Origin of the sequence: Photobacterium sp. 1_MG-2023 (assembly GCF_030547945.1) — a bacterium.
GTDB lineage: Bacteria > Pseudomonadota > Gammaproteobacteria > Enterobacterales > Vibrionaceae > Photobacterium.
Window position 1 is genome coordinate 206713 of record NZ_JAUORR010000002.1, and the last position, 14261, is coordinate 220973.

Consider the following 14261-nt stretch of genomic DNA (forward strand, 5'->3'; position numbering starts at 1 on the left):
ACAGAACGCTATCATCGTACGATGAAATTCAGCGAAGTGGCCCAACTTTGATTGAACTCACTGGACGAAGTTCAGGACGATGTAACAAAATCGTTGTGGTTCAAAAGTCATCAGCGGCCCACACAAGCCAATGGATGGTCGCAACCTGATGATGACGGCGTATCTTTTACAATTCACTGCGGTTCAGATTGGGAGAAAAATCTCCCTCCAGCGGCCCACACAGAACAAGGCTAAAAATTGATATACAACGAAATAAAAGCGATCAACTACCGTCTGTGGTTCGTCTTGCTCCTCACAAGCTTCATCCCTTTAATCTACTCGACCACCCGAATTCATTTTTTAGGCAGTATCCCCAGCCCATGGGCTTTTAGTATTGCAGCGCAAGTGGCTTGGCTCAATGTGGGGTATGAAGTACTCAGTGAAGCATTGCTCATCCCGCTTGCATTTATTTTGGGTCAAGTGATCCATCACAATGAAGCTTTTCGTAAACGCGCCAGTCTCTCGCTTTTCGTGACCTTAACCAGCTACCTTTTGGTGACCCTGTTTGTATTGTGGCTAGCGCCTCGATTTGTGGAAGCCATGCAGCAACAAAACGATCAATTACAGCAGACCATCCAATATATTCGCCTGGAATCCGTCGCGATTTTACTCTCCAGTTTTTATGCATTTTTGTCATTGATACTCGTTCTCAAGAACGAACAAAAAGCGCTCTATGGACTACTCATCATACAAACTCTGATGACCATACTATGCGATAGCCTTTTCGTGAGTCAGTTGCCCTACTCCCTCCAACTGGGGGTACAAGGCATTGCCTTCAGTAATATTGCTGTGAATAGTCTTCTCGCACTCATTGCCATCGTATACCTCTCCAAATCAGGGCTCCGTCTCAGCCTCAGGTTGATTTCATTCCAACCAACACGTTGGCTGAAAGAATGGGCAAAAATTGGATGGAAGTCAGGGGTTGAATCCCTGGTGCGCAACACCGCCTTTATTGTCATGATTCTTCAGTTAATCAACCAAGTACAACAAGCTGGGCCTTTCTGGGTTGCGAACCAGTTTATCTGGGGATGGTTGCTGCTGCCTGTGTTGACACTCGGACAACTGGTGAAGCAAGATGCTGCGACAAACGGTGGGTTAACCTCGGAACGCATTCGCAGCTACCTTTGGATCACTGTCGGAATCCTCGCTATCTGGTTACTGAGCGCTCCATTGTGGAACAGTTTTATTGCGAATGTTCTGGGCGTTGAAGATTCAGCCGCCATCACAAACCTCGTGTGGCTCATGGTTGGCTTCTATGCCATTTTCAGCCTGAACAATATCATCGACAGCTACTTTTACGGGATTGGACGCACTGATTTAATGCTGTTCCAGTCACTCATCGTCAATACCTTGTTTTACGGCAGTGCTTTTGTACTTTACCAAGCGGGTCTCTTTATCCCGACGCTTGAAAGAATTGCCATGATGTTCGGTTTGGGGATTACAGCCGATGCGATAATCACCTGGTTACTGTACCTCGCCCTCCGAAATAAAATGAACCCAGCCCAACATGCAGAGAGCCATTCATGCCTGTAATGATCCATGCGCAGAAATACACCTGATGTGCGTTTTCGAAGCGAGACGATGGGAGGGCATTGGCGAACGTGTTGTTTGCAACCGAAGGTGACATCACCTTCTTTTGATTCAGCAGCTGCAACGGAATGTGAAAGGTTTTTTCTTTTATGGTGTCACTCCGACGAAGCATTGCTCATGTCTGCGGGAAGTCTTCGTATAGTTCTGGACATTAATCATGTTTCAAACCCAATCATTCCCAGGGGATGTGATTCCTTTTTATGACGTAAATACAAAAAGCTGTCATTACCGCGCAGGCGGGAATCCAGATAGCACATGCATATATCTTAAAATTATGCGTGTATGTCGCGTTTGAGTTCAGTGCCAAAATCAGCTTTTTTGAAATGCGCGCCAGATACTCTTTGCTGGCCCAAAGAGTACCCAGAAATGCCTCTGATTCTCTATTGTGGTCCGGGCCGTTGTAGGCGCTCCCGGCGCCGACAACCTAAAAATTCGTCCTGAATTTTTCCCTAGAGTTGCGTGAGAAGTTAGCAACTCATTTTTGGGCAGAAGTGAGTCAGTGAGTTTTCTAATCTAGCTACCCCTGAATAACTTTTCTTATCCCAAAATGAAGAACGGCACCATCGAACGAGGTGCCGAAAATGAAAGCTTTTGGACAATTCCTTTCATCGTTAAAACAGTTTAATCGGTTTGAAAGTGAATATGCGCTCAGCATATTTTTATAAATATTAAACATGCTGTCCTAACTAGTTTTCTTTAACTGCTTTAAAGCGAATCTTCCTCTTTCTGATACAGAGCCTGATTTATCAGATGCAAAATACTCGGCAAAGCTCTTAGCTTGAGTACCAAATTCATCAAGGTTCCTTATTAGAAACTCTGCGGCTACCCGCCTAACTATTGGAGAGCGATCCTTGGCTGATTTTTTGATCAAAGCTAAAGGTGACGTTGAAACATTCAATTTCCTTTCAGATACGATTGCTTGGTATTTTCCTTCGCAATATCGGATATCTGTCCATACCCATTTTCGCCCCTCAACCCAAGCCATACGGCCTTCTAATTGACTACGATAAGCCTTTGCCCTAACTGCGGGTTGGATGGAGAGTTCAGCGATCTTATCTAGGAATTCATCTAAAATGGAAGTGCGCCCGAGTTGAGAGAACAAGGATGGCATTGGCCCTGATGAAGAAGATATCAACTTTGCTCTGAATGCCTCTGCAACTTCTTGTCTGGAAATAATTTCTAGAAGTACCTTTTTATCGACTTCCTCAATTCGCCCCCATGAATGCCAATTAGCTAAAGTTAAACATAGTGAGTTTACAACTTGTTCAGGATCGGTTTCTTTCGCTATTAATGGAAGCTTATCTCTTGCAGCTTCTCTAACTTGAGGAACCCAGTCATTTAGCCTACGGATAGCCAATAAAAGAAAAAAAGCATTGGGGGCTGCTCCCGAAATAGCCCGAAGAGTTTTCTCTCTCCTATAACCATCCCAGCTAATCAAGTCTAGCCAAGTCAGTTGTTGAGAGGGTTTGGCCCATATTTTCCATTTCGGCTGAGCCGTGTTTTCTAGTGCTTTAGAAAACTCTTCACGAACAAGCCTTTCCCAATAATCTAAATTAGCTAAAGGAACTGTTGATGTGATCTTGATAAGGGGTGACATATCAGCCAACAGTTTCCCTGATAAGTTAATCGAGGTAGCAAAATCCTTTGTTGCAGAAATAACTTTTTCTTCTAAATCTTGCTGTTGCACCTGCACCTCACTCAATAATCGACCTAATAAACGTATACTAGCGATTATTTGTGATCGAATCATCGACATAGTTATGCAAATGTGAAAGTAACTGTAAATCGGCTCGTGATGCACGTTTGTGGGAGTTTTCAATCACCGATGATGAGCCGCCAGTCATTAATAAATGAACTGTAGTTTTAGTGGCACGATCTGCCACTGAGTAATCAGACTAACGCGGAAAGGGACAATACCAAGTTAGGAGAAACAACAAGTGGAGATACGCTTCAGGGCAGAAGTGTCATTGATTTACGTAATGAAGTGACGATGTCAGCTGATGCTGCAAAGTATGTCAGGATTCAGAGAAGATATGCAGGCTTATGGTGAAAACTACAAACGCCAGATGGGTGGAGACCCCCACCAGCCACATCCCGGCACACACGTCGCTCGCTGCGGCTGCTCCCTTCCAGGCCTGACCGGGTTCACGAGTTAGTGTTGCGGGAGGACCAATGGGGGCCTCCATAGATTTGTTGTCTCAGCACAGGCGCTGGGCTTGTTGTGAGAACGGGAGGGATTATCCATGAACCCCGAAGTCATTGCAAGGTAAAGACAAAGACTCTGCTGCTGACTGCTGGATTATTACCCAGTATCGCACTATGACTCAGGTTTCCTCTGCTTCGGCCATGAGGTATTCCCCCAGAATCGCGCTGCCCAGCACCATCAGCCAGGATACCAGTACCGGGTTAGGCACCTCAAACTCAGGCAAAAGTACCACGGTGGCAAAGGCTATCGCGGGTAAAATCCAGCTGAGCCGGGTCACCCAAACCTGTGGCTGAATCTGGCATAAGGTCTGAAAGGCCATGATCAGGCCAATGATGCAAAGCACAATCAGTGCCGAGGGAGCCAGCCCCCCCAGCCAAAGCGGCAACGCAAATAATAAGGGCCAGCCATAATTTCCCTGCACCGGACGCCAGAAGCGGCCAGCGCACCAGATCATGCCAACGGCCAGGACTTGCAGTAAGGTATCCGACATATGGCCACTGAGTTTACCTTCGCTCTGCAAGGCCAGTAATCCGGCATCCATTGCAATCACGACGGCAAACAACAGCGCCCCAACCTGCCAGTTCGCTTTCGATGAAAAGCTGACGGAGAAAACAGGAAACATCATCAGCAGGCTGACGGATAACGCCAGCGGCTGATGGGGCAAGACTGCACAATAAAGGCCCACGCCGCCTAACAGCAGCACCGCGGAAAGTCCGCCTTGCGGCAGCAACCAGAGTGCGGGCATGGCGACCGCCAGCACAGGAAGCTCGTCTGTTGTGATGCCCAGCGTGCACACACCGATCACCGTCAGGAATACACTCATGAATGTGAGTGTGATGGCATTCAGCAATTGTACCTCCTTGCACAAATCAACCCCATGATTTGCCATATTTCAGGTTGTTTTACAAAACCAGCTCGATATCCTTATCTGAGCCTTGTTCAATCAACCCTTTTCTCAACTATGGACGACTTTGAAAACCAAATCTACAGCCAGATTGCGCAAATCCCTATCGGAAAAGTCTCAACTTATGGCGATATTGCCCGATTTGCGGGTTTCCCTGGTTATGCCCGTCACGTCGGGCGGCTGTTAGGCCAGTTACCGGAAGGCTCTACACTGCCCTGGTTCCGGGTGATCAACAGTCAGGGAAAAATCTCTCAGCAGGGAGATGACTTCCTGCGCCAGCGGCAAAGCCTGATCGCGGATGGCATCGAGGTGTCTGCCACGGGCAGAATTTCTTTGAAGCGGTATCGCTGGGATGGGTTTCCGGTTGGATAGTGCAATCACTTCTGCGCGCTTGAATCCTGTATTTGACCGTGGTTGATACAGCCACAAAACGCTGAATCATATCCAAATGCAAAAAAACCCGGCGATAGCCGGGCTTTCAGAATACTTCCGCGATTACTGGCTAACACGAATCAGCATCAGATCCAGTTGGGTGGTTTTCGCCGGGTCTGTAATCACATGGTTCGCTGTATCTGTGATAAACATCAGCTGGCCATTCACTTCAATCCGGGCACTCACCGCATAGGTGTGTGAAGGCTTCACTTCATCTTCCAGATACTGAAGCGTGAACGTGAAAGGGACTTGCTTGCCACCGGCCAGAAAAGATTGGCGGCTGATCACTTCAGCAGGTGCGTCCATCAGGGAAACATCGGATAAAGTCACGGTGATCAACGCTTCATCCGGCAGTGCAATACGCTCACGATAGGTCAGCGAGCCTTCGACTTTTCCGACACCGGTTTCTTTCGTCATCATATTCGTACAAGCTGAAATCACCATTGCTGTCACCAAAATTGACAGCATTGCAAACATTTTCTTCATAGACGCCCCCTTATTGTCCTCCGCAAGTCGATGATTCTAACGCTTCTTAACCTTGCGTCTTGTGTTTCTGATCAACTGATTGTAAAAAATTAATTAATGATAGCATTGTAACTGGAGCGCCAATGAGCAAAGAACTGAACGAACTTCTCAATCTGTTACACCTGGAACAACTGGAACAAGGCTTGTTCCGGGGCCAGAGTGAACATCTTGGTTTACCCCAGGTTTATGGGGGCCAGGTCATCGGTCAGTCCTTGTCTGCAGCCAAAGAAACGGTTCCGGAACAGCGCTTTGTCCACTCCTTCCACAGCTATTTTCTTTTGCCGGGCGATCCGCAAAAACCCATCATTTACGATGTTGAGAATCTCCGCGACGGTAAAAGTTTCAGTACCCGCCGGGTTCAGGCCATCCAGAATGGCCGCCCGATTTTTTACCTGACGGCTTCTTATCAAGGTCTGGAAGATGGCTTTCACCATCAGAGCCAGATGCCTGCCGATGTGCCCCAACCTGAAACGCTCAAATCTGAGCAGGACCATGTGAAAGCACTCGCCGACCAGCTGCCGGGTAAATTTGTCGAAACTTTTGGCCGTGACCGTCCGATTGAAGTTCGTCCTGTGACTGTCATCAATCCGCTCCGTCCTCAATCACAGGCGGCCAAACAATACCTTTGGATAAAAGCAAATGGTGAAATGTTGAACGATCCACGCATTCACCAGTATGTGTTGGCCTATGCCTCCGACTGGGGATTCTTAGTGACTGCGCTTCAACCCCATGGCGTGACCCTGCTGACCCCGAAAATGCAGGTCGCAACTATCGATCATTCCATGTGGTTCCACCGCCCGTTCCGAATGGACGACTGGCTGCTCTACGCCATCGACAGTCCGTCAGCCAGTGGCTCACGCGGGCTGGTACGCGGCGAAATTTACAATCGTCAGGGTGAGTTGGTGGCAACCGCAGTACAGGAAGGTTTGATGCGTCAGCGCAACTAAATTAGCAAAGTGCTCACTTACAACAAAGCTCCCGTGATACGGACAGTTTATCCGGGTCACGGGAGCCATTTATAGGGAAAGCCTGGTACTTTTTTGTCAGGTCAGAGTCAATTTTCTACGGTTTCTGCAGAAGCTTCTTCCAGTTGATGTAAATGCTCACTCGCCTGCTGCAACTGATACATTTGCCAGTACTGTTTTCGTTCCGCCAGCAAACTGACATGGGTGCCCCGTTCAATGATGTCGCCATGATGCAGCACAACAATTTCATCGGCGTCCATGATGGTCGATAAACGGTGTGCAATCACCACGATACTCATATTCTGACGCAGTACAGCCAAGGCATGCTGAATCTTCTGTTCAGTCCCGGAATCAATATTGGCGGTCGCCTCATCCAGAATCAGTAACTTTGGTTGCTCCACCAGCACCCGGGCCAGTGCCAGCAACTGCTTCTGACCGGCTGAGAGATTCACTTCCCCGCTGCCCAGCAAAGTGTCCAGCCCCTGTTCATACAAACGCACCTGTCCCGCCAGACCCACTGTATCCAGCGCCTGCCAGATCGCGTCATCACTGACGGAACGGCCAAGGCTGACATTCTCCCGCACGGTATCACTCAGAATATGCGGATCCTGCTGTACCATGGCAATCCCCCGACGCAGAACAGGCTGGCTCAGACTTTCCAGCGGACGGCCATCCAACTCGACCCTTCCTTCTGAACTGGGATAAAAGCCCATCATCAGAGAAGCCAGCGTACTTTTACCACTGCCCGTATGGCCCACCAGTGCCAGAAAGCCCTGATGCGGCAATTCCAGATTGATTTGATTCAGCACCTTTTGCTTGCCGTCATAGCTGAAACTCAGATCGCGGCAGGCCATCCGGCCTGTGGTGAGCGATTGAGTATCCTCACCGTAGCACTGCTGCCGGGAGTCAATCAGCGCAAAAATCCGCTCACTCGCGACCAGCGCCTGCTGCAGCAAAGACAGTTGTTGCGTCATCTCAATCAGCGGCTCCGTCACCCGGCCGAGATAACTCAGAAAGGCGTATAACACCCCCACGCCAATCAGCTCGGTGCCGCTGAACCCGAACAACGCAACCAGGGTCAGCAACGCAATGCCAGACAGTAAATCAATCAATGGGCGCAATAACATGCTGTTGAGTTTCATGACGCCGATTTGCGATTTCAGATGCTGATCCGTCAGTTCTGCAAAGCGGGCCTTGAAAGCCGCTTCCTGACGCATCAGTTGCACCAGGCTCATGCCCTGAATCGACTCACTCATCGAAGCATTGATGTCCGCCAGCAGATCCCGCATCCGGCGGTACATCCCCGCACTTTTCCGCTGATACACCACCATGACACCCACCACAATGGGCAACAAAGCCAGAACGACCAGCGTCAACCGCCAGCTGATGATGGTCATCACCGTCAGCATCACCAAAATCAGGGTGATGTTCTTCAGGAATGTCGCAATCACAAACACATAAAAGTCTTTGATGGATTCCGTATCATTGGTCAGCCTTGAAATCAGCTTGCCGCTCGGGATGTAATCAAAAGCCGACAGCGGCTGATTCATCACCCGGTGAAACAGTTGCTTGCGCACTTTCTGCACCACATCAATCGCCAGCCGGTTGAAACGCAGTGCCTGCGCATACTTAAACAGCCCGGCCAGAATCATCAGGCCGATATAAGCCGCCACCAGAACCGCAACTTCCGTCGCCGGAAAGCGATCCTGCGTAATATTCGTATCAATAAAGTGCTGAATCAGCCACGGGCCGGAGACATCAGCCAGTGAGGCAATCAGCAGAAGTCCAATCGCAACCGACAGATTGCGTTTATCTTCCAGCGCGTAGTTCAGCAGCCGTTTCAGGACTGCCCGGTTGACGGCCTGCTCCTTCATTTGCCCTCCTCAATGGCTTGTTCCAGCTTCTGATAGCGATACATTTCGGCATACCAGTCATCGTTTTCCAGCAACTGGCCATGTATGCCGCGTTCACGAATCTCGCCATGCTGCAACACAACGATTTCGTCGGCCTGCTCCAGTGCCGTCAGGCGATGCGCAATCACGATGACGGTTTGTCGCTGCGGCTGCATGCGAAGATTGTGCAGGATCCGGTGCTCTGTTTTTCCATCAACCGCCGAGAGCGCATCATCCAGCACCAGAATTTCAGCCTCCAGTAACAGGGCGCGGGCAATGGCGATCCGCTGCTTCTGGCCGCCGGATAAAGTAATCCCTTTTTCGCCCACCAGCGTGTCATAACCGTCAGGAAACAGCAGAATATCTTCATCGATACAGGCCATGGCGGCGGCGTTTCGTATGGCGTCCATGCTGGCGTCCGGTTTGCCGAGCGCAATGTTCTCTGCAATGGAACGCGAAAACAAAAACGGGCTTTGGCTCACCACCGCAAAGCGGCTTCGCCATTCATCCAGCACGGCTTCCCGGATCCCGACTTCGCCGTAGGTGATTCTGCCCTGTTCCAATTCCTGCTGACGCAGTAACAAAGTCAGTAGCGTCGATTTTCCACAGCCAACCGGGCCAGCCAGCCCCAGCATGTGGCCAGCAGGTAAGTCGATCTGAATATCTTGCAAAGCCGCCTGTTGCTGTCGCGGCCAGTGGAAGGCATCAATGTCGATCCGGAGCTGTTGCCGTACGCCGGGCAGAGGCGTTTCACCGCTGACGATTGCCGGTTCCTGACTGAAGATTTCCTGCAACCGCTTCCACGCCGCCGAGCCTCGCTCCAGAATATTGAACAGCCAGGCCACAGCCAGCATCGGCCAGATCATTAAGCCCTGATAAAGCGTGAATGCGGTCAGATCCCCCAGCGATAACTCACCGGTATGGATCAGATAGGCCCCGCCACCGACACTGAGAAAAAACGACATGCCGATGGTCAACTGAATCACGGGATCAAACTTGGCATCAACCTTCACGACTTCGAAGTTTTTATCGCCAGTCTGATCCACAACCCGCTCAAAAGCCGCCTGCTGGCGTTGTTCCAGCCCGAAAGCCCGAATCATCCGCACCCCGTTCAGGGCTTCCTGTGTGGTATCCGTCAGGGTGGAAAACGCCGCCTGAGATTCCCCAAACCGGTGATGCAGCTGTCGTCCGAACCGGGAAACCAGCACCGCCATGACTGGCATCGGCAGCAAAGCCAGAATCGTCAGCTGCCAGCTTAGTTGCGTGGTCATAATCAGCAGCACGGCCAGACCCGTAATCAGCGAATCCGCTGCGGTCAGCACCCCTTCCCCTGCCGTCATCACCACAGCATTCACATCATTGGTGGAACGTGCCATCAGATCGCCGGTTTTATGGCGATCGAAAAACTGAGGCGCCTGACGGCTGAAATGCTGATACAACTTATCCCGAAGCACAGTGCCCAGCTTTGCCGCACTGCCAAACAGCCATAAACGCCAGACAATTCGCAGCAGATAAACCACGGTCCACATCGCAGCCAGACCCACCAGCCACATCAGCATCGCCTGAACGGTGATACTTCCGTCGACAACGCCATCAACAATCCAGCCCACGGCGCGTGGGGGAATCAATTCAAAAATCGCAATCACAACAAAAATGGCGATCGCACCACCATACTTTCGCCACTCTTGCCGGAAATACCATCTGAGTTGCCAAAAAACCTGCATTTTTCCTCCAGCAAAACATGGCCTGTACCCGCATTGCGGGCACGAAGCGAGAGATCAATCACGTTGGAGATCGGGGAGAGAAATTATCACGTCACGTTTGCGTGACAATATGACAACATATTCGCAAAAACAGAGGGTATCCATCAACCCATAAATCAGGTGAAAACGGATTACAGCAGTTGATGCTGTTGATAATGAGCACCGTGAAGAAATATTTGTTTTCATACAGTGCTTTAACAGCGTTGCGCAGCAATTTATAACGGCAGTGCCGTCGTATACTTCAGGGGCTCCATGGCGAAGGTCGATGTCACATTGGTGAGACCGCTGATGCTGTTCACCAGCTTCTTATAAAAAGCATCAAAGGCAGACATATCTGCTACCTGGACTTTCATCATGTAATCGTAATCGCCGGCCATCCGGTAAAATTCCATCACTTCCGGAAATTCACTCACAGTCACAACGAATCGGTTATACCATTCATGAGAGTGATCACTGGTTTTGATCTGAACAAAAGCAATAAAAGACAGCCCCAGTTTAACCGGATCCAGCAGGGCAACACGGCGTTTGAGAATCCCGGCTTCTTCCAGTCGCTTCAGTCGCTTCCAGCAGGGTGTGGTCGTCAGATTCACGGCGTCTGCCAGATCATTCAATGACAGGCTGGCATCCATTTGCAGCAGATCCAAGAGCAATCTGTCCGTCGCATCAATCGTGGCCAAATTTTTCTCCCATCTCATTCAATAAAGAAAATTTTTCTACAAAATACTTAAAACACAGTAATAATAGCAAAGAATTTTCAGGCTGATTCAGTCATATTTATGTTCATCAACAGAACACATTCAAGGAAGTTCCATGCGCCATGATCCCCGCTGGGTTAACCAGGCTATCCGAAAAATTGAAGCCGATTTTCAACGCTCGGCCGATACACATCTCATCAAACTGGATATCCCGGTGCTGGACGGCATCGACATTTATCTGAAAGATGAAAGTACCCATCCGACCGGCAGCCTGAAGCATCGTCTGGCCCGCTCCCTGTTTCTGTATGGCCTGTGCAATGGCTGGATTGGCGAGAACACCACGATTATTGAATCGTCTTCGGGCAGTACGGCCGTTTCTGAAGCCTATTTTGCCCGCTTGCTTGGCCTGCCCTTTATTGCGGTTGTTCCGCGCCATACCGCACGAAAGAAAATTGAGCAGATCGAATTCTACGGCGGCCAGGCTCACTTTGTGGACGACCCTTGCCTGTTGTACGAGGAATCCCATCGTCTGGCTGAATCACTGAACGGCCACTATATGGATCAGTTCACTTACGCCGAGCGTGCCACCGACTGGCGCGGGAACAACAACATCGCCAACAGTATTTTTGAACAGATGAAACTGGAAGAACATCCGATTCCGAAATGGGTGGTGATGAGCGCCGGTACCGGCGGTACTTCAGCCACAATTGGCCGTTATATCCGTTACCAGATGCATGAAACCCAGCTGTGTGTGGTCGATCCAGAACACTCCGTCTTCCACGATTATTACAACACCCGCGATCTGGCCCTGAAAGGCAGTCGGGGCAGCCGAATCGAAGGGATTGGCCGCCCGCGGGTTGAGCCGAGCTTCATTCCGGACGTGATTGATGAAATGAGAACCGTGCCGGATGCAGCCAGTATCGCCACCGTCCACTGGCTGGAAACCCTGCTGGGCCGCAAAGCTGGCGCCTCCACGGGCACCAATCTTTATGGTGCGCTGCAACTGGCCAGTGAAATGAAAGCCCGGGGCGAAACCGGTTCGATTGTCACCCTGTTGTGCGACAGTGGCGAACGCTATCTGGAAACCTACTTCGATACCGACTGGATTGAACAAAATATCGGGGATATCCAGCCTTATCTGGATCAGTTGTCGGCATTTGAGCAAACCGGCATTCTGAGCTGGTCTGAGTGGCAACGCCTGCAACTTGGCATATCCTGACTCTCGGGGTAGGATGTGCCCCACTCAATCGTTCAATTTATCCGGAGCAGCATGATGCGTAAAGCAGTCGTCGTTTTCAGTGGCGGACAGGACTCAACAACCTGCCTGATTCAGGCTATGGCTCAGTATGATGAAGTGCATTGCATCACCTTTGATTATGGCCAGCGTCATCAACTGGAAATCGAAATCGCCGAAGCCATTTGTAAAGACTTAGGCGTTGCCGCGCACAAAGTAATGGATGTCGGCCTGCTGAATGAGCTGGCAATCAGCTCACTGACTCGCGATAACATTCCGGTGTCACATGAACTGCAAGAAAACGGGCTGCCAAATTCTTTTGTTCCGGGCCGGAATATCCTGTTCCTGACACTGGCAGGGATTTACGCGTATCAGATTGGTGCTGAGGCCGTCATCACCGGCGTGTGCGAAACCGACTTCTCCGGTTATCCGGATTGCCGCGATGCCTTCGTGAAATCGCTGAACCAGTCTCTGGTGCTGGGAATGGACCGCCCGCTGCGCATTGAAACACCACTGATGTGGCTCAACAAAGCGGAAACCTGGGCGCTGGCCGACCAGCACAATCAGTTGGACTACATCCGCAATCACACCCTGACCTGCTATAACGGTGTGATTGGTGACGGCTGCGGTGACTGCCCGTCTTGCGATCTGCGCCGTGAAGGACTGGCATCTTTCCTGAACGATCAAGACAGCGTCATGAAATCCCTGACCGACAAACAGGCAGCCAATCAGGCCTGACAGTCCGTCTGAAACAACCCGATGAATCTCGTCATGCAGGGCGGCACACGCTTTCTTTGCTGCCCTGTATGACTGCTTTGTGAATCCCGCTTTCCGAGCTACAATCCCCGCCCTGAATTTGCCCGAACCACGAAAAAGAGTCTCCGATGTCTAAATTTTTTTTCAAAGGCCGCATCGATGTGATGCAAAACCATGTGCAGTCTGGCTACAACGTGAATCGTGACGTTAAAGCCGGTACCGAAGAATCCCCGATTTCTGTTGTCGTCCAAACGGACGCACGCAAAGCAGACATTGAAGCGCTGGTAGCCGAGCACGGTATTATCGCCGACGTTATCGTAGACGCCGCTCAGGAAGAAAACACCCTGGCGCTGGACACCCTGCTGAACAAACCCAAAACCATCACGTTTGAAAAAACGCCGAACCGCAATGACCCGTGCTCCTGCGGCAGTGGCAAGAAATTCAAAAAGTGTTGTGGCTAAATCAACCGATTGGTTCAATCGAAAACGACACCAGCAAATAAATGTAACTGGTTGAATATACCGTCCACAAGTTGATAGACTCAGCCTATTTTGAACGCTGTGGTCGGACGATGATGTCGAATAAACAAAGTATTGTACTGGAATCACCCAATGAGGCTGGCACAGTCTTGCTTCATTCCTGTTGCGCCCCCTGCGCAGGCGATGTCATGGAACGACTGGTCAATGCAGGGATTGATTTAACCGTCTTCTTCTATAACCCGAACATTCATCCAGAGAAGGAATATTTAATCCGCAAAGAAGAAAATATTCGTTTTGCTCAGAAGTTGGGGATCCCTTTTGTGGATGCTGACTATGATGCAAAAAACTGGTTTGATCGCGTAAAAGGGATGGAATGGGAACCTGAGCGTGGGATTCGCTGTACCGAATGTTTTGATATGCGATTTGAACGTACCGCACTCTATGCCCACGAACATGGATTCAAAACCTTTACGAGTTGTTTAGGAATTTCCCGTTGGAAAAATATGGAACAAATCAATGATTGTGGGACGCGGGCTGCATCACGCTACGAAAGTCTGGAATACTGGACGTTCAACTGGCGCAAGCAGGGCGGAGCCAGTCGCATGGTCGAGCTTGCCAAGCGAGAGCGTTTTTATCAGCAAGAGTATTGTGGATGCATCTATTCACTGCGAGACACCAATCGCTGGCGGGTCGAAAACGACAGGCCTCGTATAGAGATTGGGGTCCAGTACTACGGCGATGAAGATTCGCAGACCATGAAATCATGATGAAAAAGGTCGAT

Annotated in this window: 13 protein-coding genes and 1 other RNA gene; 7 read left to right on the forward strand and 7 right to left on the reverse strand. The window is 50.1% G+C overall.

The genetic code is table 11. The features are described from left to right. Window positions 1-237: 237 nt before the first annotated feature. A complete protein-coding gene (locus tag Q4579_RS02750; RefSeq protein ID WP_303561433.1) occupies window positions 238-1572 on the forward strand; it encodes an MATE family Na+-driven efflux transporter in 1335 nt (444 codons plus the stop codon). 739 nt (window positions 1573-2311) lie between these two features. Here the strand turns inward: Q4579_RS02750 and Q4579_RS02755 are convergent. From Q4579_RS02755 to Q4579_RS02765, 3 genes are all read right to left on the reverse strand, one after another. After that, a complete protein-coding gene (locus Q4579_RS02755; protein WP_303561435.1) occupies window positions 2312-3316 on the reverse strand; it encodes a hypothetical protein in 1005 nt (334 codons plus the stop codon). 391 nt (window positions 3317-3707) lie between these two features. Next, an RNA gene (ffs, locus tag Q4579_RS02760) (signal recognition particle sRNA small type) lies at window positions 3708-3804 on the reverse strand. 149 nt (window positions 3805-3953) lie between these two features. Then, window positions 3954-4685, reverse strand: coding sequence for a hypothetical protein (locus tag Q4579_RS02765; RefSeq protein WP_303561438.1), 732 nt, complete (start codon window positions 4683-4685; stop codon window positions 3954-3956). 111 nt (window positions 4686-4796) lie between these two features. On the opposite strand from Q4579_RS02765, the gene Q4579_RS02770 reads away from it, so the two are divergent. Beyond that, window positions 4797-5111 carry an MGMT family protein gene (locus Q4579_RS02770; RefSeq protein ID WP_211645876.1) on the forward strand — a complete coding sequence of 105 codons (315 nt, stop codon included), beginning with the start codon at window positions 4797-4799 and terminating at the stop codon, window positions 5109-5111. A 123-nt stretch (window positions 5112-5234) separates the two neighbouring features. Here the strand turns inward: Q4579_RS02770 and Q4579_RS02775 are convergent, their stop codons facing one another. Further along, window positions 5235-5657, reverse strand: a complete 423-nt coding sequence (locus Q4579_RS02775) for a YbaY family lipoprotein (protein ID WP_303561440.1) — start codon at window positions 5655-5657, stop codon at window positions 5235-5237. A gap of 122 nt (window positions 5658-5779) precedes the next feature. On the opposite strand from Q4579_RS02775, the gene tesB reads away from it, so the two are divergent. Beyond that, the gene (tesB, locus tag Q4579_RS02780) at window positions 5780-6643 is read left to right on the forward strand and encodes an acyl-CoA thioesterase II (protein WP_303561441.1); all 864 of its coding nucleotides are present in this window, start codon (window positions 5780-5782) and stop codon (window positions 6641-6643) included. A 107-nt stretch (window positions 6644-6750) separates the two neighbouring features. Here the strand turns inward: tesB and Q4579_RS02785 are convergent, their stop codons facing one another. The 3 genes from Q4579_RS02785 to Q4579_RS02795 form a co-directional block, all read right to left on the reverse strand. Further along, window positions 6751-8535, reverse strand: coding sequence for a SmdB family multidrug efflux ABC transporter permease/ATP-binding protein (locus Q4579_RS02785; RefSeq protein ID WP_303561443.1), 1785 nt, complete (start codon window positions 8533-8535; stop codon window positions 6751-6753). Then, window positions 8532-10277, reverse strand: a complete 1746-nt coding sequence (locus Q4579_RS02790; protein ID WP_303561445.1) for an ABC transporter transmembrane domain-containing protein — start codon at window positions 10275-10277, stop codon at window positions 8532-8534. Before Q4579_RS02790 ends, Q4579_RS02785 begins: the two co-directional genes overlap by 4 nt. A 254-nt stretch (window positions 10278-10531) precedes the next feature. Beyond that, window positions 10532-11011: an Lrp/AsnC family transcriptional regulator gene (locus Q4579_RS02795; RefSeq protein ID WP_303561447.1), complete on the reverse strand. Its 480-nt coding sequence runs from the start codon at window positions 11009-11011 to the stop codon at window positions 10532-10534. A 115-nt stretch (window positions 11012-11126) separates the two neighbouring features. Between Q4579_RS02795 and Q4579_RS02800 the strand changes: the two genes are divergently transcribed. The 4 genes from Q4579_RS02800 to Q4579_RS02815 all read left to right on the forward strand — a co-directional run bounded on the left by Q4579_RS02800 (window position 11127) and on the right by Q4579_RS02815 (window position 14247). Next, complete coding sequence (locus tag Q4579_RS02800) at window positions 11127-12230, forward strand: PLP-dependent cysteine synthase family protein (RefSeq protein WP_303561449.1); 1104 nt, start codon at window positions 11127-11129, stop codon at window positions 12228-12230. 54 nt (window positions 12231-12284) lie between these two features. After that, window positions 12285-12983, forward strand: a complete 699-nt coding sequence (queC, locus tag Q4579_RS02805) for a 7-cyano-7-deazaguanine synthase QueC (protein WP_303561451.1) — start codon at window positions 12285-12287, stop codon at window positions 12981-12983. Window positions 12984-13129: 146 nt separating this feature from the next. Then, a complete protein-coding gene (locus Q4579_RS02810) occupies window positions 13130-13462 on the forward strand; it encodes a PBPRA1643 family SWIM/SEC-C metal-binding motif protein (RefSeq protein WP_303561452.1) in 333 nt (110 codons plus the stop codon). 113 nt (window positions 13463-13575) lie between these two features. Further along, complete coding sequence (locus tag Q4579_RS02815; protein WP_303561454.1) at window positions 13576-14247, forward strand: epoxyqueuosine reductase QueH; 672 nt, start codon at window positions 13576-13578, stop codon at window positions 14245-14247. Window positions 14248-14261 lie beyond the last annotated feature (14 nt).

What these genes read in the sequence shown, in the direction of transcription:
- queC (WP_303561451.1), top strand. Translation starts at nt 12,285, where the DNA reads ATGCGTAAAGCAGTCGTCGTTTTCAGTGGCGGACAGGACTCAACAACC.
- tesB (WP_303561441.1), top strand. Translation starts at nt 5,780, where the DNA reads ATGAGCAAAGAACTGAACGAACTTCTCAATCTGTTACACCTGGAACAA.
- Q4579_RS02785 (WP_303561443.1), bottom strand. Translation starts at nt 8,535, where the DNA reads ATGAAGGAGCAGGCCGTCAACCGGGCAGTCCTGAAACGGCTGCTGAAC.
- Q4579_RS02815 (WP_303561454.1), top strand. Translation starts at nt 13,576, where the DNA reads ATGTCGAATAAACAAAGTATTGTACTGGAATCACCCAATGAGGCTGGC.
- Q4579_RS02770 (WP_211645876.1), top strand. Translation starts at nt 4,797, where the DNA reads ATGGACGACTTTGAAAACCAAATCTACAGCCAGATTGCGCAAATCCCT.
- Q4579_RS02810 (WP_303561452.1), top strand. Translation starts at nt 13,130, where the DNA reads ATGTCTAAATTTTTTTTCAAAGGCCGCATCGATGTGATGCAAAACCAT.
- Q4579_RS02800 (WP_303561449.1), top strand. Translation starts at nt 11,127, where the DNA reads ATGCGCCATGATCCCCGCTGGGTTAACCAGGCTATCCGAAAAATTGAA.
- Q4579_RS02790 (WP_303561445.1), bottom strand. Translation starts at nt 10,277, where the DNA reads ATGCAGGTTTTTTGGCAACTCAGATGGTATTTCCGGCAAGAGTGGCGA.
- Q4579_RS02775 (WP_303561440.1), bottom strand. Translation starts at nt 5,657, where the DNA reads ATGAAGAAAATGTTTGCAATGCTGTCAATTTTGGTGACAGCAATGGTG.
- Q4579_RS02795 (WP_303561447.1), bottom strand. Translation starts at nt 11,011, where the DNA reads ATGAGATGGGAGAAAAATTTGGCCACGATTGATGCGACGGACAGATTG.